Annotated in this window: 17 protein-coding genes; 13 read left to right on the top strand and 4 right to left on the bottom strand. The window is 39.7% G+C overall.

Annotation, left to right across the window (positions count from 1 at the left end; all coding sequences use genetic code 11):
• Window positions 1-86 precede the first annotated feature (86 nt).
• Window positions 87-1,151 (top strand): MraY family glycosyltransferase, encoded by a 1,065-nt coding sequence (locus QNH29_RS26085; RefSeq protein ID WP_283862168.1) that lies wholly within the window; start codon window positions 87-89, stop codon window positions 1,149-1,151.
• A gap of 54 nt (window positions 1,152-1,205) precedes the next feature.
• On the opposite strand, the gene QNH29_RS26080 is transcribed toward QNH29_RS26085, so the two are convergent.
• Window positions 1,206-1,841 (bottom strand): YigZ family protein, encoded by a 636-nt coding sequence (locus QNH29_RS26080; protein WP_283862167.1) that lies wholly within the window; start codon window positions 1,839-1,841, stop codon window positions 1,206-1,208.
• 256 nt (window positions 1,842-2,097) lie between these two features.
• Between QNH29_RS26080 and QNH29_RS26075 the strand changes: the two genes are divergently transcribed.
• The 5 genes from QNH29_RS26075 (at window position 2,098) to QNH29_RS26055 (ending at window position 7,259) form a co-directional block, all read left to right on the top strand.
• Complete coding sequence (locus QNH29_RS26075) at window positions 2,098-3,243, top strand: sensor histidine kinase (RefSeq protein WP_283862166.1); 1,146 nt, start codon at window positions 2,098-2,100, stop codon at window positions 3,241-3,243.
• A 47-nt stretch (window positions 3,244-3,290) separates the two neighbouring features.
• Window positions 3,291-3,971: a response regulator gene (locus tag QNH29_RS26070; RefSeq protein WP_283865748.1), complete on the top strand. Its 681-nt coding sequence runs from the start codon at window positions 3,291-3,293 to the stop codon at window positions 3,969-3,971.
• Between the two features lie 114 nt (window positions 3,972-4,085).
• On the top strand, window positions 4,086-4,925 hold the full coding sequence (locus QNH29_RS26065; RefSeq protein WP_283862165.1) for a DegV family protein: 840 nt from the start codon (window positions 4,086-4,088) through the stop codon (window positions 4,923-4,925).
• A gap of 133 nt (window positions 4,926-5,058) precedes the next feature.
• Window positions 5,059-6,546, top strand: coding sequence for an ATP-dependent helicase ComFA (locus QNH29_RS26060; RefSeq protein ID WP_481858758.1), 1,488 nt, complete (start codon window positions 5,059-5,061; stop codon window positions 6,544-6,546).
• Complete coding sequence (locus tag QNH29_RS26055) at window positions 6,543-7,259, top strand: ComFC family protein (protein WP_283862163.1); 717 nt, start codon at window positions 6,543-6,545, stop codon at window positions 7,257-7,259. The genes QNH29_RS26060 and QNH29_RS26055 overlap by 4 nt, the downstream gene beginning before the upstream one ends.
• Before the next feature lie 3 nt (window positions 7,260-7,262).
• Here the strand turns inward: QNH29_RS26055 and QNH29_RS26050 are convergent, their stop codons facing one another.
• A complete protein-coding gene (locus QNH29_RS26050; protein WP_283862162.1) occupies window positions 7,263-7,766 on the bottom strand; it encodes a spore coat protein in 504 nt (167 codons plus the stop codon).
• A gap of 252 nt (window positions 7,767-8,018) precedes the next feature.
• On the opposite strand from QNH29_RS26050, the gene hpf reads away from it, so the two are divergent.
• The 3 genes from hpf (at window position 8,019) to QNH29_RS26035 (ending at window position 10,070) form a co-directional block, all read left to right on the top strand.
• Window positions 8,019-8,567: a ribosome hibernation-promoting factor, HPF/YfiA family gene (gene hpf, locus QNH29_RS26045; protein WP_283862161.1), complete on the top strand. Its 549-nt coding sequence runs from the start codon at window positions 8,019-8,021 to the stop codon at window positions 8,565-8,567.
• Between the two features lie 127 nt (window positions 8,568-8,694).
• Window positions 8,695-9,537, top strand: coding sequence for a DUF1028 domain-containing protein (locus tag QNH29_RS26040; RefSeq protein ID WP_283862160.1), 843 nt, complete (start codon window positions 8,695-8,697; stop codon window positions 9,535-9,537).
• Between the two features lie 131 nt (window positions 9,538-9,668).
• Window positions 9,669-10,070 (top strand): cytochrome-c oxidase, encoded by a 402-nt coding sequence (locus QNH29_RS26035; RefSeq protein WP_283862159.1) that lies wholly within the window; start codon window positions 9,669-9,671, stop codon window positions 10,068-10,070.
• Here the strand turns inward: QNH29_RS26035 and QNH29_RS26030 are convergent.
• Together QNH29_RS26030 and secA are read right to left on the bottom strand one after the other, a co-directional pair.
• On the bottom strand, window positions 10,065-10,256 hold the full coding sequence (locus QNH29_RS26030) for a hypothetical protein (RefSeq protein ID WP_283862158.1): 192 nt from the start codon (window positions 10,254-10,256) through the stop codon (window positions 10,065-10,067). The two genes, QNH29_RS26035 and QNH29_RS26030, sit on opposite strands and share 6 nt — an antisense overlap.
• A gap of 345 nt (window positions 10,257-10,601) precedes the next feature.
• A complete protein-coding gene (gene secA, locus QNH29_RS26025) occupies window positions 10,602-13,115 on the bottom strand; it encodes a preprotein translocase subunit SecA (RefSeq protein WP_283862157.1) in 2,514 nt (837 codons plus the stop codon).
• A gap of 497 nt (window positions 13,116-13,612) precedes the next feature.
• Here secA and QNH29_RS26020 point away from each other — a divergent pair, with 497 nt between their 5' ends.
• The 4 genes from QNH29_RS26020 to QNH29_RS26005 are packed head-to-tail and all read left to right on the top strand — an operon-like array spanning window position 13,613 to window position 17,936.
• A complete protein-coding gene (locus QNH29_RS26020; protein WP_283862156.1) occupies window positions 13,613-15,022 on the top strand; it encodes a NapC/NirT family cytochrome c in 1,410 nt (469 codons plus the stop codon).
• Window positions 15,023-15,049: 27 nt separating this feature from the next.
• Window positions 15,050-16,231, top strand: a complete 1,182-nt coding sequence (locus QNH29_RS26015) for a cytochrome c3 family protein (protein WP_283862155.1) — start codon at window positions 15,050-15,052, stop codon at window positions 16,229-16,231.
• Window positions 16,232-16,251: 20 nt separating this feature from the next.
• Window positions 16,252-16,956, top strand: coding sequence for a tetratricopeptide repeat protein (locus tag QNH29_RS26010; protein ID WP_283862154.1), 705 nt, complete (start codon window positions 16,252-16,254; stop codon window positions 16,954-16,956).
• 2 nt (window positions 16,957-16,958) lie between these two features.
• The gene (locus QNH29_RS26005) at window positions 16,959-17,936 is read left to right on the top strand and encodes a 6-bladed beta-propeller (RefSeq protein ID WP_283862153.1); all 978 of its coding nucleotides are present in this window, start codon (window positions 16,959-16,961) and stop codon (window positions 17,934-17,936) included.
• The last annotated feature ends 157 nt before the right edge of the window (window positions 17,937-18,093 follow it).

The raw sequence follows: 18,093 nt of genomic DNA, 5'->3' as shown, positions 1-18,093 counted from the left end.
GGTTATGAAGATTTCCTATTTTTTACTGTCCAATCTCCGTTTTCGAAATTACTTTTATGGATATGATACTATCGAGGAGGTTCACAATGCTTTTTTTTACCTTGATAATATGTTTTATCATATCCATCCTTATTACTCCACTTATAAAAAAATTAGCTGTCTTGATTGGAGCAACGGACAAGCCTAATCAGCGCAAGGTTCATCAATCGACTATGCCAAGGCTCGGCGGTTTAGCCATTTTTATTAGTTTTATTGTAGGAATTATGATTTTAAAGCCAATAAACCCAGCGTCAATAGCCATTTTATTAGGAAGTACTATCATTATTATTACAGGAATTTGTGATGATTTATTTGAGCTTTCCGCAAAGTACAAGTTCATTGGTCAATTCTTAGCGGCACTTACGGTGGTTTTCTTAGGTGACCTGCAAGTGATTTTTGTTAATCTCCCTTTTGGAGGACAGTTGGAACTTGGTTACTTGAGCATTCCCTTTACATTGCTGTGGATTGTTGGGATCACCAATGCTATCAACCTAATTGACGGGCTGGATGGATTAGCGGCAGGTGTGTCCTCAATTGCCTTGGTGACCATTTCAGGTATGGCACTAATCCAAGGAAATTTATATGTAGTTGCAGTCGGTACGATTGTCTTAATGGGAACATTGGGTTTCCTCTTCTACAATTTCCATCCTGCAAGTATTTTTATGGGAGATACAGGCGCGTTATTTTTAGGATTTATTATTTCGGTTCTCTCCTTGTTAGGATACAAAAACGTAACGTTCATTTCTTTTATCATTCCAGTAATTATCCTTGGTGTACCTATCTCTGATACTTTTTTTGCCATCATGCGGAGAATTATTAATAAACAGCCGTTATCAGCCCCTGATAAATCTCATCTACATCACTGTCTGCTCAGGCTGGGTTATTCTCACAGGCAAACAGTGCTATTGATTTATGCAATGGCGGCCTTCTTCGGACTTGTTGCTGTTATCTATTCCCAGGCGAGAATTGGCATCTCCCTCTTCTTAATCTGCCTGCTTATTTTATTAATGGAATTTATTGCTGAAAAAATTGGTTTGATGGGGAACAACTTTCATCCTTTACTAAAAATTTTACGTTTATTTGGAATTAGGACGGCTAAGGATCGATCATAAAAAGTCACTGACTCAAGATGGCACAGGCTGTGGCATTTGAGTCAGTGACTTTTTTTAGAGTATAACTTCCAAGTAATCTGTGTCTCCTTTTTTAAGGCTGGCCTGTCCATTTGTAAGTTCAGTTAACCATTCAAAAAACGTACTCACTTGGTCTTCATTCACGTAAACTTCCACTTCAACAATGTCAAGATAATGAATTTCTTTTATAATGTATTCTGACTCCCGAAGTTCTTTTTCAACTTTCCCAAGCCAAGTATAATCAATCATCACATGGATAACTTGGACAAGTCTTCTTTCCACAATACCTGCCGTTTCTAATCCCTCTGAAGTAGCTTTGCCATAGGCGCGGATTAACCCGCCGGCACCTAATTTAATACCCCCAAAGTAACGGGTAATTACGACCACCGTATCTTTCAGTTTCTTTTTTTTCAGCACTTCAAGAATCGGAACGCCCGCAGTCCCGCTGGGTTCACCATCATCATTCGCTTTTTGAATTTGGTCATTTTCACCTATTAAATAGGCGGAACAATTATGATTGGCGTCCCAATATTTTTTCTTTAATGCCTGGATAAACTCTTGCGCTTCCCCTTCATTTTCTACTCTCTTAATATGGGCAATAAAACGTGATTTTTGAATAACTATTTCATGTTGTGAAACTTCTTTCCTTACTGTAAGATACCGAGATAGCATGGTTTCTCCCTCCATTATTCTGTTACTATGAAAAAAAACTTCGGTGTAATATAACTTTAATATAGAAATAATTTTCCCGTGTTATAATAAATAATGTTCAAATAGTGAATATCAATTTTCTTAAAATAGTAGTTTTACTATTAAACATTATACTACTTACGCACTATACAGTTGGGAAATTTTTTGGTTTAATGCATAGAGATAGTAAAATCTTACAATACGCGTTAAACTAGAAAAAAGGTCTCTGGAGGAGAGCATGGCGAAAATTCAGAAGATTAATGTGAAATCGATTGATGAAATTCGTGAAGAGATGATTGAAACCGTCACGAGCAGTAAAAGTGATATCTTTCAAATAAGTGAGCAATGCCGAAAAGACTACGAAAATATGACAACTGAATTACGCATGATAAAAGATATGATGGTGAAACTGAATGCTGAAGAGGAACGCCTGGAAGAACTGGTACTTAAGGCGAGGTTAACCTTATCAGAGTTAAGTATGAACTTTAAAACATACAGCGAAGCTGAGGTCAGGGAAGCCTATGAAAAAGCGCATCAGCTTCAAATGGACCTGTCGATCAATTGGCAGTATAAAAAACAGCTATTGGATAAACGAGCGGACCTAGAGCGCCGGCTGCTGGGTTTGGACGAAACGATTGACCGTGCTGACCAGCTCATTTCTCAGATTTCGGTAGTCATGAATTATCTAATGAGTGACTTAAAGCTTATGGGTGAAGAATTACAGAATGCAAAAGCCAAACAAGACTTTGGCTTGAAAATCATTGAAGCCCAAGAAGAAGAGCGAAAACGCCTGTCTAGAGAAATTCACGATGGCCCAGCGCAAATGTTGGCAAATGTTATTATGAGATCTGATTTAGTGGATCGGGTTTACAAGGAGCAAGGTCCTGAGGAAGCTTTTAAGGAGATTGGAAGCTTTAAAAAAATGGTTCGTTCCGCACTCTACGAGGTCAGGAGAATTATTTATGACCTTCGCCCGATGGCCCTTGATGATTTAGGCCTAGTACCTACCCTCAGAAAATATTTACAGACCATCGAAGAATATCATAATCGCTCTAAAATTGAGTTTATTCCAGTTGGTATAGAACGAAGGCTTCCACCTAAGTATGAAGTGGGTCTATTTCGATTAATTCAAGAATCGGTTCAAAATGCATTAAAGCATGCCAATGCTTGTGAAATAAAAGTCAGATTGGAAATGACCAAAAAAGAATTAACGGTTCTAGTAAAGGATAACGGCTCCGGATTTGATATTAATCAAAAAAAGCCCGAATCTTTTGGAATGATTGGAATGCGGGAACGTGTAGAGCTTCTTGAAGGAAATATAACATTTGAATCTAAAATAGGAAAAGGAACCGCTGTTTTTATTGTTGTTCCATTACCATCTTAAAACGAAAATAACATGCATGAACATTGGAGCAGGAGGGGAAATAAATGATGACGAAGATTGCGATTATCGATGACCATCAGCTATTCAGAGAAGGGGTTAAACGAATTTTAGAGTTCGAAAAAGCTTTTCAGGTTGTTGCCGAAGGTGATGACGGAAGCGAAGCGGTAACAATTGTTAATGCCTATAATCCTGATGTAGTAATAATGGATATAAATATGCCGAACGTGAATGGAATCGAAGCCACACGTGAGCTGTCTGAGAAATTCCCAGATACCAAAATTATCATTTTATCGATCCATGATGATGAGAACTATGTAACTCATGCACTGCAAACTGGGGCTAGAGGGTACTTACTAAAGGAAATGGATGCTGATGCCTTAATTGAGGCAGTCAAAGTAGTAGCCGAAGGCGGCTGTTACCTGCATCCAAAGGTAACTCATAATTTAGTAAATGAGTATCGCAAGCTGACAGCAGGACGTACTGGCGGCGGTGCATTTGTTCAAACCCTGGAATTACGCCGTCCGCTGCACCTGTTAACTCGCCGCGAATGTGAAGTACTGCAAATGCTGGCTGATGGTAAGAGCAACCGCGGAATTGGGGAAGCATTATTTATCAGTGAAAAAACGGTTAAAAACCATGTTAGTAATATCCTGCAAAAAATGAACGTCAACGACCGTACACAAGCAGTAGTCGTAGCCATCAAAAATGGCTGGGTTGAAGTTCGATAAAGATGAAAAGGGGCACGCTCTACTAGAGGGCGTGCTCTTGTTTTATAAAAAATGCATTTTGCACCATTTTCATTTAGAATAGATAAAAACATATATTTAAGGATGGTTCCCATTATGAAAACGGCAGTTGTTACGGATAGTACCGCCTACATACCAAAAGAAATACGCGATAAATGGAATATACATATGATCCCGTTAAATGTTATCTTCGGTAACGAGGTGTATCAGGAAGAAGTCGATATTACTGCAGAACAGTTTTACCAACAGGTAAAAGAAAAAGAACTTCCGACCACCTCACAGCCTCCAATCGGTCAGTTTGTCGAGCTGTTTGAGCAATTGTCTAAAGACTACGATGCTGTCATCTCTATCCACCTTTCCAGCGGGATTAGCGGGACCTTTGCAGGAGCTGTAACGGCTAGTACCATGGTAGACACGATTAAGGTCTACCCTTTTGATTCAGAAGTAAGTTGTATGCCACAGGGGTTATATGCGATTGAAGCTGCAAAAATGGCTTTAAATAGGGAGGACGGTGATAAAATTATGTCCCGTCTTATGGATTTGAAAAAAACGGCACGGGCCTATTTTATGGCGGACGACTTGTCTCATTTACAGCGTGGCGGACGTCTTTCCAGTGCGCAGGCGATTATCGGCAGTCTGCTTCAAGTGAAGCCCCTCCTTCATTTTGAGAACAAGGTCATTGTACCATTCGAGAAAATCCGCACCCGGAAAAAAGCGATGAAACGAATTGTTGATTTGTTAGGAGAAGACGCTGCCAGCGGCGGGCACTACCAAGCGGCGATTATTCACGCTAACCGTGAAGCAGAAGCACTAGAATGGAAGTCCGAGCTTGAAACCTTGTATCCAAACGTTGAATTCACGATTAGCTACTTTGGACCGGTTATTGGAACTCATTTAGGAGAAGGTGCCATGGGTTTGGGCTGGATGAAAAGTTAAATGTGAGTGGAAGTCAGGTCAATGTTATCTAGACCTGGCTTTTTATTATTTTTCGACAAAGCAGCAGGTATTTTGCCAACTCATGTTGAATTTTCTTAAAAGCAATTTACAAAAAAGAAAGGGTGCTGTTTACGTGCGTTTTCTTGTAAAAGACAATTGTTTAGTCCCCCAAATAGAGCGTGACCACTCACTTCCTATCTCTCAAATACAAACCATCCCACAGCCAGCCTTAAACCCTGATTTTTCCTACAATCCCAACCTCCAGAAGCTTCTTACAGGAAAACAGCTATTGTTGGATGACCTGCCATTCCCAATCGAAGAAATTCAAAATCACTATGAAAATGGATATATTACCTACCGTAAGGGAATTGAATATAAGCGAAACCGACCGATTTGCTCCCGGTGTGGTAACAAGGCAGAGAATTGGTTTGCTCGTTTTCCATGTTCCAGGTGTGGAGAGATATGCTATTATTGCCGTAAATGCCTGATGATGGGAAGAATCAGTGCATGCACTCCTTTAATAGGCTGGAACGGAACAGCCCCGGAGCATCAATTGCCTGAAACCATACTAGGGTGGAAAGGTCAGTTATCACCGGGTCAGCAAACCGCCTCCAAAAGAGTAGTGGAGGCAGTACAGAACATGACTGAGCTGCTCGTATGGGCGGTTTGTGGTGCGGGGAAAACCGAGGTTCTTTTTGCTGGAATCGAATCTGCTCTTGCATCTAAGAAGAGAGTCTGTGTTGCTACGCCCAGAACTGATGTAGTCCTCGAACTTACACCGAGGCTAAAAGCCGCTTTCCCTGAAATTAATGTTGCCTCCCTATATGGCGGAAGTGAGGAGCGGCACCTTTATGCCCCGTTAACAATTGCAACTACCCATCAGCTGCTTCGGTTTTACCACGCCTTCGATACGATTATTTTGGATGAGGTCGATGCGTTTCCTTATACAATAGAAGATTCGCTCCAATTTGCTGCCGTACAGGCAAGAAAGCCGGACTCCGCAATGATTTACCTAACGGCCACACCTAATGAAAAATGGCAAAGAGAATGCAGGATTGGTAAAAGAGACTTCACCACCATCCCGGCCAGGTTCCATCGATACCCACTCCCTGTACCTCACTTCAAGTGGTGCGGAAATTGGCAAAAACAATTAAAAAAAGACAAGCTGCCTGTAAATATTCTCACTTGGGTAAAGGATCGATTAGACCATAAAAAGCAGGCGTTACTGTTTTTTCCGCACATTCACTTAATGGAAAAAGCCCTCCCCATTCTCCGGAGATTATCCCCCAAGATTGAGGCTGTCCATGCCGAGGATCCAAACCGTAAAAATAAGGTTCAAAAAATGCGAAATAAAGAGATTCCTTTATTACTAACCACAACCATTTTAGAACGGGGTGTAACATTTCCCAACATCGATGTTGCAGTCGTTGGTGCAGAAGATGACATATTTACAGAAAGTGCACTTGTGCAAATTGCCGGAAGAGCAGGAAGGAGCAGGGATTTCCCTGATGGAGCAGTAACATTCTTTCATTATGGGAAAACAGAGGACATGCTGAAGGCACGAAAACAAATTAATACAATGAATCAAGAGGGTGTAAGAAAGGGGCTGATCGACGTATGAAATTATTTTCTCAATCTCAATGCCTGATATGCCATGAACTCATCCAGCCAAGAATGGGGTGGAAGGCTATCTTTTCAGAAGAAAAAGAGCTGACCATATGCCCAGCTTGTGAAGGGAAACTTGAATTAATTGAAGGAGAACAATGCAGGCTATGCAGCCGTCCGTTTCAATTTTTGGAAGAAAGGTTCCGTCATAAAGATGTGTGTCATGACTGTAAACGCTGGGAGGAGGATGACGATTGGAACGGCTATCTTGATTCCAATCACTCCATTTATCTATATAATGATTTTTTTAAAGAGGTAATGGCAACTTTTAAATATCGAGGTGATTATGTATTGGCTTTCATTTTTGTTGAAAAAATAAAGGATGTTCTTAACAAAATACAGCCGGACATAATGGTGCCAATTCCATTAAGTCATGAGCGTCTGTATGAGCGCGGCTTTAATCAAGCCGAAGCACTGCTGATTGAGTCAGGTTTTACCCCAACCAAGCCTCTTACCCGGATTCATTCGGAAAAACAATCGAAAAAGTCTCGTTTAGAACGAATTCATATTCAACAGGTATTTCAAGTCGACCCTCAAATTGATATAAAAGGAAAAGGTGTCCTGCTAATCGACGATATCTATACCACAGGTTCCACGTTAAGGCATGCAGCAAAGTTATTAGTAGAATCGGGAGCGAAAAGAGTGCAATCCTTAACGCTCGCAAGATGACCCTTATTTATACTTCATCCTTAAAGCTTTTTGGGCATTTTGAATATCAAGTCCCAGCAGGCGGCCTAAATCATACGAAGGATATAGTCCATTTTTGTACATATAATTAAAAATTCGCTCATGTCCTTTAATGCCGGCGTTTAATTGTTTTGTTAACACATTTCTCAATGCCGGTGTTGCTGTTTCCGTAATGGCAACAGATAAATTCCGGACTAAAGCTTTCGAAAGACTTAGAAGGTCACCTGCATAAAAACCAACATCCTCACGATAATCCTCATCGTCCTCTCTGCCCGGGTAACCAGGGGCAGAAGGATAAAACTTTAATAGCTCACTAAGATTATGTTCAAGATCATGAATGCATTTATTATAAATTTCCTTGAGTTCTTGGTCAGGAACCTTTCGATACGATAACTTTAACTTCATTAAGCCAACAGATTGAAATGCTACGAGTTCATGAAGTTCTAAGGTTTCATGCCATGCGAGTGTTCTTCTTTCTTGTTGTTCCATGCATAACTCCTCCAGTCACTTTTCATCTCAGTACTTTATTCATTAGACATATATGTGGTAAATTGTCCCTAATGATAATAGACTAAAGATGTAAGATACTTTAAAAGGGTTTAAAGATGTCATGGATAGGTTGTCACTATTTTCCCTTTGTTTTTGTCAAAATTTCGACAAAATATTTATTCCGTTTTAGCAGGATATTGAAAGGGTAAAATAGAAATGTAATACATAGGAATATAAAGGAGGAGTCCACTAATGAATTATAACGTTCGTGGTGAAAACATTGAGGTAACTCCAGCAATTAGAGAGTACGTTGAAAAGAAAATTTCTAAATTGGAAAGGTATTTCACAGAAGCACCTGATGCAAAGGTAAATGTGAATTTACGATTCAATCAAGATAAAACTTCAAAAGTAGAGGTTACCATCCCGCTTCCAAACTTGGTTCTTCGAGCAGAAGAAACAAATGTTGATATGTATGCAGGCATTGACCTAATCTCAGACAAGCTTGAGCGTCAAATCCGTAAGCATAAAACAAAGGTAAATCGTAAATTCCGTGAAAAAGGCGATTTTCCGGTTACGTTTGCAACTTCTGAAAACACAGAAGTCCTGGAGCAAGATGAAGATGATTTAGAACTAGTCCGTACAAAGCGGTTTGATCTTAAGCCAATGGACAGTGAAGAAGCAATTCTTCAAATGAATCTATTAGGACACAACTTCTATGTGTTCAATAACTCTGATACGAACCGTACAAACGTAGTTTATAAGCGAAAAGATGGCCGTTACGGCTTAATTGAAACACATTAATTAAAAACATAACGCAGTTCCGGGCATTTTGGAGCTGCGTTTTTTACATGTTCTATTATTCTAATATTTTATATTATTAAATAATAAAGCGTTTACATATAATCTACTTTTTCCAGGAGGATTTCTAATGACCTTTTCAATTGTGGGCTATGATCCAATCGAAAAAGAATGGGGTATTGCCGTTCAGTCAAAATTTTTAGGAGTGGGTGCAGTGGTACCTTGGGCTAAGGCGGGTGCAGGGGCAGTAGCAACCCAATCTTATGCCAATACCGCATATGGCCCAAAAGCACTTGAATTAATGGAGCAGGGAAAATCAGCAGAGGAAACGCTCGAACTGTTATTAGCGGAGGACCCTGAAAAAGAAATGCGTCAGGTTGGGCTGATTGACGCAACTGGCAGCCCAGCAACATTTACAGGAAAAGAGTGTTACGATTGGGCAGGCGGGGTGACAGGCACCCATTTCGCGGCGCAGGGGAATATTTTAGTGGATGAAGAAACAGTGCAAGCTATGGCAAAGGTATTTACGGAAACGAGCGGGTCTCTTGCAGAAAGATTGTTGGCTGCATTAGATGCTGGTCAAGAACCTGGAGGGGACAGCAGGGGAAAGCAGTCTGCTGCACTGTATATCGTAAAGGATAAAGGCGGTTATGGCGGTTTTAATGATCGTTATATTGATCTAAGAGTTGATGACCATCCCGATCCTATTAAAGAATTAATTCGAATTTATCAATTGCAGCAATTGTATTTTGCTCCATCAAAGTCTGAGCGGATCGCTGCTATTGAAGGGGATATTAAGAACGAATTAGTTCATCATTTGAATAGGTTGTCCTATTTAAGCAATGAGGCACCGAGCGATGAGGAGATTTTTAAAGCGCTAACCGCCTATATACATACCGAAAACTTTGAAATGAGAGAACAGAGTTCAGGGTTCATTGACCTAGAAGTTCTTGATTTTATGAAAAAGTCATAATCTGATCACCTCCTACTTTTCTAGGAGGTTTTTTCAATGTCAAAAATACTATTTATATATTGGTAATATTGTTATTTTCTTGAAATATAGTATAATAGTCGTGAATTTTTAACTAAGGAGGTAGGTACAAAGTGGGAAGGGCTTATTTAAAAATAGCAAGTGTTTATTTTACAATTGGGGTTTTGGCCGGTCTTACGATGGGAATTATTCATGATTTCCGATACACATCCGTTCATGCGCATGTTAATTTACTTGGCTGGGTATCCATGGCATTATTCGGACTTATTTATCACTTTTATCCAAATGCTGCAAATTCAAAGCTTGCTAAAACACAATTCTGGTTACACAATATTGGGGTTCCGGTCATGCTCGGAGGAATTGCACTGCAAGTTTTGGGTGTTTCCGCAGCCTTGCCGCCAACCATCATTGGTTCATTAGCAGTGGTAATCGGCGTTATCTTATTTATGGTCAATGTATTTAAATATGTTGGTAAAGACACTAATTACAATTCTGATAAAAACGTTTCACTATAAATGAAAGAGGGACAGCAAATTGCTGTCCCTTTCTAGGCTATCGTGATAGTCTCGACAGCCGTTAATTTTTAAACTATCACAATCCGCAGCGATTTCTACTATAGGTGCCGTTAAATCACCTAGATTAAGGACAAATCTTTTTAGCAGAGCATCCGGTTTGTCCTCAATCCCCCTGGTTGAGGACATATCCTTCAGGATAGGACGAACGATTAGTCCTCAACCCCCTTGCTTGAGGACAAATCCTTTTGGATAGGATGTACGATTAGTCCTCAACCCCCCTTCTTGAGGACACATCCTTCTGAGTATGATGAACGATTAGTCCTCAACCCCCCTTCTTGAGGACACATCCTTCTAAGTAGGATGTACAATTAGTCTTCAATCCGCCTGATTGAGGACAAATCCTTTAGTCAGGAGCATCCACATACTCCTCAAAGATCAAATAGAATATTTTTATAAAACACAGACTAAGAGGAAATATACCTTTCTCGACAATTAAAAGAGGGACAGCAAATTGCTGTCCCTCTAATGTTCTTATTTCCCTGCACCATGACAGTTTTTATATTTCTTCCCGCTTCCACAGTAACATGGATCATTACGGCCGATGTCGATCTGGTTTACTTTTGGCTTTTTCTTAACTGCTTCTCCGTCTTCTTTCGGATTAACAGCCTGTCCTTTTGCAACCTCTTGACGCTCAAGGTTGTTGCGGATCTCTGCCTTCATGATATACATAGAAGCTTCTTCTTCAATGGAGAGAATCATTGCCTCAAACATTGCGAAGCCTTCATGCTGGTATTCACGAAGAGGGTCAATCTGTCCATACGCACGAAGGTGGATACCTTGGCGAAGTTGGTCCATCTGGTCAATATGATCGATCCACTTGCTATCAACTGCACGCAGCGTAACAACTTTTTCGAATTCGCGCATTTGTTCTGGAGAAAGAATCTGTTCTTTTTCATCATAACGTCCTTTCACCTTAGCAAAAATGGCTTCTGTCATTTCTTCAGGATCTTTACCTTTTAATTGCTCGACAGTAATGTCACCTTCATGAAGCAGGTTGGCATTTACGTAATCGATAATACCCTGCAGATTCCATTCTTCTTCATCCTCATGCTTATTTGCATGCGCTTCAACATTTCGCTGGATCGTAGAAAGAATCATCTTTTCAACGATCTCACGCAGGTTTTCTGATTCTAATACTTCATCACGCTGGGTATAGATGATTTCACGCTGTTGGCGAAGAACGTCATCATATTGTAAAAGCTGCTTACGGGCATCAAAGTTATTGCCCTCCACACGTTTTTGGGCAGATTCAACCGCTCTTGAAACCATTTTACTTTGAATTGGCTGAGAATCATCCATCCCAAGGCGTTCCATCATCGCTTTCATGTTGTCAGAGCCAAAGCGGCGCATTAGTTCATCTTCCATTGACAGGTAGAACTGAGTGACCCCTGGATCTCCTTGACGGCCGGAACGTCCACGGAGCTGGTTATCGATTCGTCGGCTTTCATGACGCTCTGTACCAATAACAGCTAGACCGCCTAATTCAAGAACACCTTCACCAAGTTTGATGTCTGTTCCACGTCCTGCCATGTTTGTCGCGATGGTAACAGAGCCTTTATGACCTGCTTCAGCAATAATTTCTGCCTCGCGTTCATGGTTTTTCGCGTTAAGGACGTTATGTTTGATGCCTTTTTTCTGCAAATACTTAGAAATAAGCTCGGATGTTTCAATGGCTACCGTACCAACCAAAACAGGCTGTCCTTTTTTATTGCGCTCCGCAATATCCTCAACAACCGCACGGAATTTGCCATCCATGGAAGCATAGATTAAATCTGGGCGGTCATCACGGGCGATTGGTCTATTTGTTGGAATCACAATAACGTTCATATTATAAATGTTACGGAATTCTTCTTCTTCCGTTTTCGCAGTACCAGTCATACCCGCAAGCTTTTCATACATACGGAAGTAGTTTTGGAAAGTAATTGTAGCCATAGTCATGCTTTCATTTTGAACTTCCAAGCCTTCTTTTGCTTCAATCGCTTGGTGCAGACCTTCACTATAACGACGGCCCTTCATTAAACGGCCGGTAAACTGGTCAACGATGACAATTTCTCCATCTTGAACAACATAATCAACATCTAAGTGCATGCTGACATTTGCCTTCAAGGCTTGGTTAATATGATGGTTTAATGTTACATGAGAAATATCAAATAGATTTTCTATCCCAAAAGCACGCTCTGCCTTGTTAATACCATCTTCCGTCAGCATAACGCCTTTGGTTTTTTCATCATACGTGTAATCTTGGTCCTTTGTCAGTGTGCGAACAAACGCATTTGCTTGAATATAAAGAGCTGCCGACTTTTGTGCCGAACCAGAGATAATCAGCGGTGTACGAGCTTCATCAATTAGAATCGAGTCAACCTCGTCAATGACCGCATAGAACAGAGGACGCTGTACTTTTTGTTCCTTATATAAGACCATGTTATCTCGCAGATAATCAAAGCCAAACTCATTGTTTGTACCGTATGTTATATCACATGCATATGCCTCTTGTTTTTCTTCCTTTGACATGCTGTTTAAATTTAAACCTACTGTAAGCCCGAGAAATTGATATAATTGTCCCATTTCGTTGGCGTCACGGCTGGCCAAGTATTCGTTGACAGTAACAACGTGCACACCTTTTCCTGAGATGGCATTTAAGTAAACTGGCATTGTAGCCGTTAATGTTTTACCTTCCCCTGTCTTCATCTCCGAAATGTTACCTTCATGGAGAGAAATTCCCCCCATTAATTGAACATGGTATGGATATAAACCTAGTACCCTGCGTGCTCCTTCACGAACAACTGCGAAGGCTTCAACTAGTAAATCCTCAAGCGTTTCGCCTTTTTGATAGCGAAGCTTAAACTCTTCTGTTTTTTCACGGAGCTGGTCATCGCTTAATTTTTCTGTTTCTGCGGCTAGAGCCTCAATTTGATTCGCCATTTTGTCCAGCCGTTTCAGCTCGCGTTTATTAAGGTCGAACACTTTATTTAAAATCCCCATCATATGATGAAACGCTCCTTTATATCTGATTTTCTTATTTAGAAATTCGCTTTATATACAAAAAAATCCTATCAAAAGTATCGATAAATATCTTTTATATCTTACCACTTCCATATTAGAGTGACAACATTGTTACCGTTTTAGCCATATTTGCAAAAAAGTGAATCATAGAATTCTATCCTTACACTTAATTCCCCTATTTCAAAATTGTCAAGTTTTTGTATGCACCTATCATTCATATTTCATGAGAAAAAATGGTGAATGATAGATTATTATACGTGGTTATGTATAATTATAAATTCCTAACAGAGGTTTACAACTTGCTTATATTGGTAATCAAACCTTCATTTATCAATGTTTACATGTTGTTTTTAGTAAGTGGATTACATGGTAACAGTATGAAAAAATATTCACAAATTGTACATTGGAAAATACTTTTGCAATGTTAGATACTACCATTAGAGAGGTTAACTTAAAAAATAGAGAGATAAAAATAAATAATGGGAAGGGTGAGTCAAGTGGCTTTTTGGGGGAAGAAAAATAAAGAGAATCCCGAATCTAGAGAGAGTAAAAAGAAGCCTGGACTTTTTCGTAGACTTTGGCAGAAAGTTAGAAACATAGACTGGAAGGATCCAGTTACAAGATGGAAAGCATTATTTGTCGCCCTAATCGGGTCTATTGTTATTTTTGGTGGAGGTTACGGAGTTCTTTCCTTTACGAACTCGCCATCCTTTTGTGCGAACTGTCACGAAATGGCTCCAGAGGTTTCAACTTTTACAGCAAGCGCACACAGTGAAATCACCTGTGTTCAGTGCCACATCAAACCTGGCTTTGTGAACATGATGACCCACAAAGTGATTTCCTTAAAGGAAGTCTATCACCATGTAATGGGTATACCGGAACAAATCGTTCAAACCGAGCATGAAGCAGTTTCAGATGAAAACTGTTTACAGTGTCACTCGAAGAACCGTCTAGTAACTGCATCAAAAGACTTAATTGTTAACCACAAAGGACATATTGAGGAAGGCGTTCCATGTATCGCCTGTCACTCCGGTGTAGCACATGCGAAAATTGCAGCACGCGGTATCAATACCGAAGAAGTACGCGGACACTGGACAACTGAAGTTGCAGAGCAAATGATGGAACAAAAATACCTAGCACCAAACATGGGAACATGTATTGACTGTCACGATAAAGTGAATAACGGTGAAAAGCCATGGAAGGACGTAGCTTACCTCGTTCCGCCAAATCCAGAACATTTAGAAGAGGCAGCGAAAGAGGAAACAAAAGAAACTAAAAATGCAGTTAAACATGAAGCGGGAACAGAGGAAGAAGCAGCTGAAGCTGTTGCTGCACATGACAAAAAAACACAAGCAATTATTTTAGAGGCGGTTGGCAAGCAAACAAAAGATGTCAAGCTTTCTATGGCATGTGAAACTTGCCATCAACGTGTAAAAGTTCCAGAGAATCATAGAGTCGCAAACTGGGGCGGCGACCACGGAGGTACAGCCATTCAAGAGCTAGACACATGTGTTGACTGTCACCAAGATTCTAAGTGGATTAGGGACATTCCGAAAGAAGACCTAATGTCAATGTTGAAAATGGCTGAGGTCAAGGAAGAAGATAAAGAACACAAATATACAGCAAATATTAACGTTGTAAGAGAACAATCTCGTATCAACAAATTCTGTAGCGCTTGTCACGGTGAACGCCCTGAAAGCCACGTAGAAAGTGATGTATGGTTAACTTCCCACGCAGATAAAGCACAAACTCCTGAAATGAAAGCAGAATGTTTTGTCTGTCACGATCGTGAAGAGCCAAAAGCTGATTCCACAGATGTTAAAGCACCAACAGATGTATATTGCCAATACTGTCACAGAACTGGCTTTAAAGATGATGTGAAGAAATAAATAAAGTTATTACAGGAGGGATGATGTATGGACGAGGAACAAGTTGAACAAACCCCCCCTCCCCGGAAAGGCTACAAATTATTTAAATATTTAACAGTAGCAGTAATGTTTATCGTTGTATTTTTCTCATTAGGGTTAATAGGAGTAGAAACGACTTCAAGTCAGGAGTTCTGCTCCTCCTGTCATGAGATGAAGCCACAGTATTATACATTGAAGGCTTCAAGTCATAGTGAGGTTGATTGTGTCAGCTGTCACGTTGATCCAGGTGCGAAAAATTATGCCAAAGCTCAAGCAAATGGTGTTGTTGAATTTTATAAAAAGCAGACAGACTCATATATTGCTCCAATCAAAATGCCGAACCTGATACCGGATGAAGCATGCGAAAGGTGTCACAATATGAATGCTCGAGGAGTCACTCCTTCTGGGGATTTAATCATCCCACATGATAAACATAAGACAGAAGGAATTGAGTGTGTACAATGTCATAGTGGTACTGCGCATGGTGAAATTTCTGATCGAAAAGTTACCTATAAAAGTGACTATGGAAAATGGAATGAAAAACTAGGGGCACATATAATGAGTGACACAAAATACATACGGCCTCAAATGGATACATGTATGAATTGTCATAAATTACAAAATGCTCCACTTGACTGTACGGCCTGTCATGAATCAACAATGGTTCCAGATGATCATAAAACTGAAAAATTCAAAACTGGCGGACATGGGAAAATAAAGCCTTCAGACCTTGAAACTTGTGAGAAGTGTCATTCATATATGTCATCCGTAGAGTATGATTTATTTAAAGAAGACCCCAGCTACAAGCGGTATTTGAAAAATGAAGATGATACAGAAGCAAGTAGTGTAACAGTTCAAACCTATGCTAAAACAAATACATTCTGTAAAGACTGCCATGGACAAAAACCATCGAGTCATAAACGTGCTTCGTTTATAACAGAGCACGGTCGTCTATCAGAGGATACAAAAACTTGTCTTACATGTCATGACAACCGAATTTTAAGTGATTCACCTGTTACGCAGGTTCAATGTGCTTCATGCCATCCAAGCTCACACAAAGGCTGGCAGAAAGACAGACATCCAGTCAAACTGGCGGCAAATCAGAAGTTTAATAAAACTTGTTTAACTTGTCACGTCGAAGAAACTTGCGCAAAGTGTCACAAAGATGGAAGTCATAAAGATAATGAATAAACTCCGAGAGGTGAATTAACATGGAAGCAGAAAAACAACCTCAAGAAGTTGAGGGGAAACCAGCTAAGAGGAAGAAGCAACCAAAGACATTTACATTAATACAAAGTATCCTGTTACTGGTACTTACACTAGTAATAACTTCTGGCTCAGGGTATGCTCTCGGTCACTTTTACTTTTGGAATGAAGTAGATATGAAAAGGGTAAATGAACAGCTAGAATACTATAAAGAGCAGGTAAGAAAAGATCCCGCAAATCTCGAAAACCGTATTATCTTAGGATATACCTATTACCTAAAAGGTGATAACGAAGATGCGATTAAAGAGTTTGAATATGTGTTAGAGCAAGATAAAAACTACTATGACGCTCATTATAATATGGGTTTAGTGTTCATAGAAGAGGAACGTTATAATGAAGCTCTTCTAGCATTTGATAAAGCAGTAAAAATCGCTCCAAAAGATTTTAAGGGACACGTACAATTAGGTATCACATATCGATATATGGAAAAGTATGATGAAGCAATGAAATCACTAGAAACCGCAAACCAACTTAGTCCAGCTAGCACAGATATCATTTATCAAATTGGCTTGGTAGCAGAAGCTAAAAAGGATTATAAAATGGCAATTGATATCTATAAAGAGGCACTATCATATGACCCTCTTTTTGAGGACGCTGTTGTCGCACTTGATCGCATAAAAGACAAAGATACTGAGACTGAAGGTGAATGAAGATGACAATAAAAAGACGTAATGTTTATTCAGGTATGGTGCTCATCGCACTCATTACCGCGGCCGTTTTTACCTTCACCTTTCTCAATAATTCAAAAGCTGTAGATACAGGTTTAGTAGATGTCCTTAACCCAAATGGCGCACCAAAGTATAGTCACCAACTAATTGGGGATTTTGAAAATTCCTTAGATAAACCGATGGATGTAGCTGCATCAAAATCTTTTACGTATGTAACAGATACCAATAATAAGCGAGTTCTTGTATTTGATAATGCCGGAAATATCCTGTACCACTTCGGTGAGGAGGGTACCGAGCCAGGTCAATTTAAATTCCCATATGGGATTTCGGTGGATGACAAAGGGCGAGTCTTTGTTGCTGATATGTATAACGGTAAAATTTCAATTCATGATGAAAAAGGTAAATTCATTGAGTATTTTGCTCAGCAAACTATGACTGATAAAAAACTTACATCACCAGCAGCATTAAGGATAATTGATGAAAAAGTATATGTTACAGATATCCAAGCAAATAAGGTATTTATTTTAGATATGAAAGGTAAATTGCTCCTTGAAATTGGAACAGCTGGTAAGGAGCCAGGTGAGTTTATCGCGCCGAACGGGATCACCGCTGACGGTGAGGGAAATATTTACGTAATGGATACAGGAAATCAACGTGTCCAACTCTTTGATAAAACAGGGAAGTTTGTAAAAATCATTAATGGTTCTAAAGATGGTAAAGGAGAATCCGTATTTGTAAATCCACGAGGAATTGGCATTGACAGCCGGGGAATTATGTATGTTGTTAGTAACCTAACTCACATGGTTTATGGCTTCGACAAAGACGGAAAAGAAGTCTTCACATTCGGAGGAATGGGTGAAGAAAACGGCAAATTTTATTTACCAAATGGACTATTTATTGATGAAGAGGACAATGTCTTTATTACTGACACTCTAAATCTAAGAGTTTCCGTATTCAACTAAAACAAAATCAAATAAGTGAAATATAAACATCATCTTTTTTTAAAGGGGGTGGTATAGAAAAGTAGGGATAGTCGAGTTTCTTCAGTGGATAAAAACACTAAAAAAAACAGAGAGAAAAAAGAGAGATTTACTTGGGAGGTTTTTAGATTGAAAAAAA

It is taken from the genome of Neobacillus sp. DY30, from assembly GCF_030123065.1.
Taxonomy (GTDB): domain Bacteria; phylum Bacillota; class Bacilli; order Bacillales; family Cytobacillaceae; genus Neobacillus.
Note: the sequence above shows the minus strand (reverse complement) of the source record. Positions and strands in the feature narration are given on the sequence as shown.

What these genes read in the sequence shown, in the direction of transcription:
- QNH29_RS26015 (WP_283862155.1), top strand. Translation starts at nt 15,050, where the DNA reads ATGGACGAGGAACAAGTTGAACAAACCCCCCCTCCCCGGAAAGGCTAC.
- QNH29_RS26005 (WP_283862153.1), top strand. Translation starts at nt 16,959, where the DNA reads ATGACAATAAAAAGACGTAATGTTTATTCAGGTATGGTGCTCATCGCA.
- QNH29_RS26065 (WP_283862165.1), top strand. Translation starts at nt 4,086, where the DNA reads ATGAAAACGGCAGTTGTTACGGATAGTACCGCCTACATACCAAAAGAA.
- QNH29_RS26030 (WP_283862158.1), bottom strand. Translation starts at nt 10,256, where the DNA reads ATGTCCTCAACCAGGGGGATTGAGGACAAACCGGATGCTCTGCTAAAA.
- QNH29_RS26055 (WP_283862163.1), top strand. Translation starts at nt 6,543, where the DNA reads ATGAAATTATTTTCTCAATCTCAATGCCTGATATGCCATGAACTCATC.
- QNH29_RS26050 (WP_283862162.1), bottom strand. Translation starts at nt 7,766, where the DNA reads ATGGAACAACAAGAAAGAAGAACACTCGCATGGCATGAAACCTTAGAA.
- QNH29_RS26070 (WP_283865748.1), top strand. Translation starts at nt 3,291, where the DNA reads ATGACGAAGATTGCGATTATCGATGACCATCAGCTATTCAGAGAAGGG.
- hpf (WP_283862161.1), top strand. Translation starts at nt 8,019, where the DNA reads ATGAATTATAACGTTCGTGGTGAAAACATTGAGGTAACTCCAGCAATT.
- QNH29_RS26010 (WP_283862154.1), top strand. Translation starts at nt 16,252, where the DNA reads ATGGAAGCAGAAAAACAACCTCAAGAAGTTGAGGGGAAACCAGCTAAG.
- QNH29_RS26075 (WP_283862166.1), top strand. Translation starts at nt 2,098, where the DNA reads ATGGCGAAAATTCAGAAGATTAATGTGAAATCGATTGATGAAATTCGT.
- QNH29_RS26020 (WP_283862156.1), top strand. Translation starts at nt 13,613, where the DNA reads ATGGGAAGGGTGAGTCAAGTGGCTTTTTGGGGGAAGAAAAATAAAGAG.
- secA (WP_283862157.1), bottom strand. Translation starts at nt 13,115, where the DNA reads ATGATGGGGATTTTAAATAAAGTGTTCGACCTTAATAAACGCGAGCTG.
- QNH29_RS26085 (WP_283862168.1), top strand. Translation starts at nt 87, where the DNA reads ATGCTTTTTTTTACCTTGATAATATGTTTTATCATATCCATCCTTATT.
- QNH29_RS26080 (WP_283862167.1), bottom strand. Translation starts at nt 1,841, where the DNA reads ATGCTATCTCGGTATCTTACAGTAAGGAAAGAAGTTTCACAACATGAA.
- QNH29_RS26040 (WP_283862160.1), top strand. Translation starts at nt 8,695, where the DNA reads ATGACCTTTTCAATTGTGGGCTATGATCCAATCGAAAAAGAATGGGGT.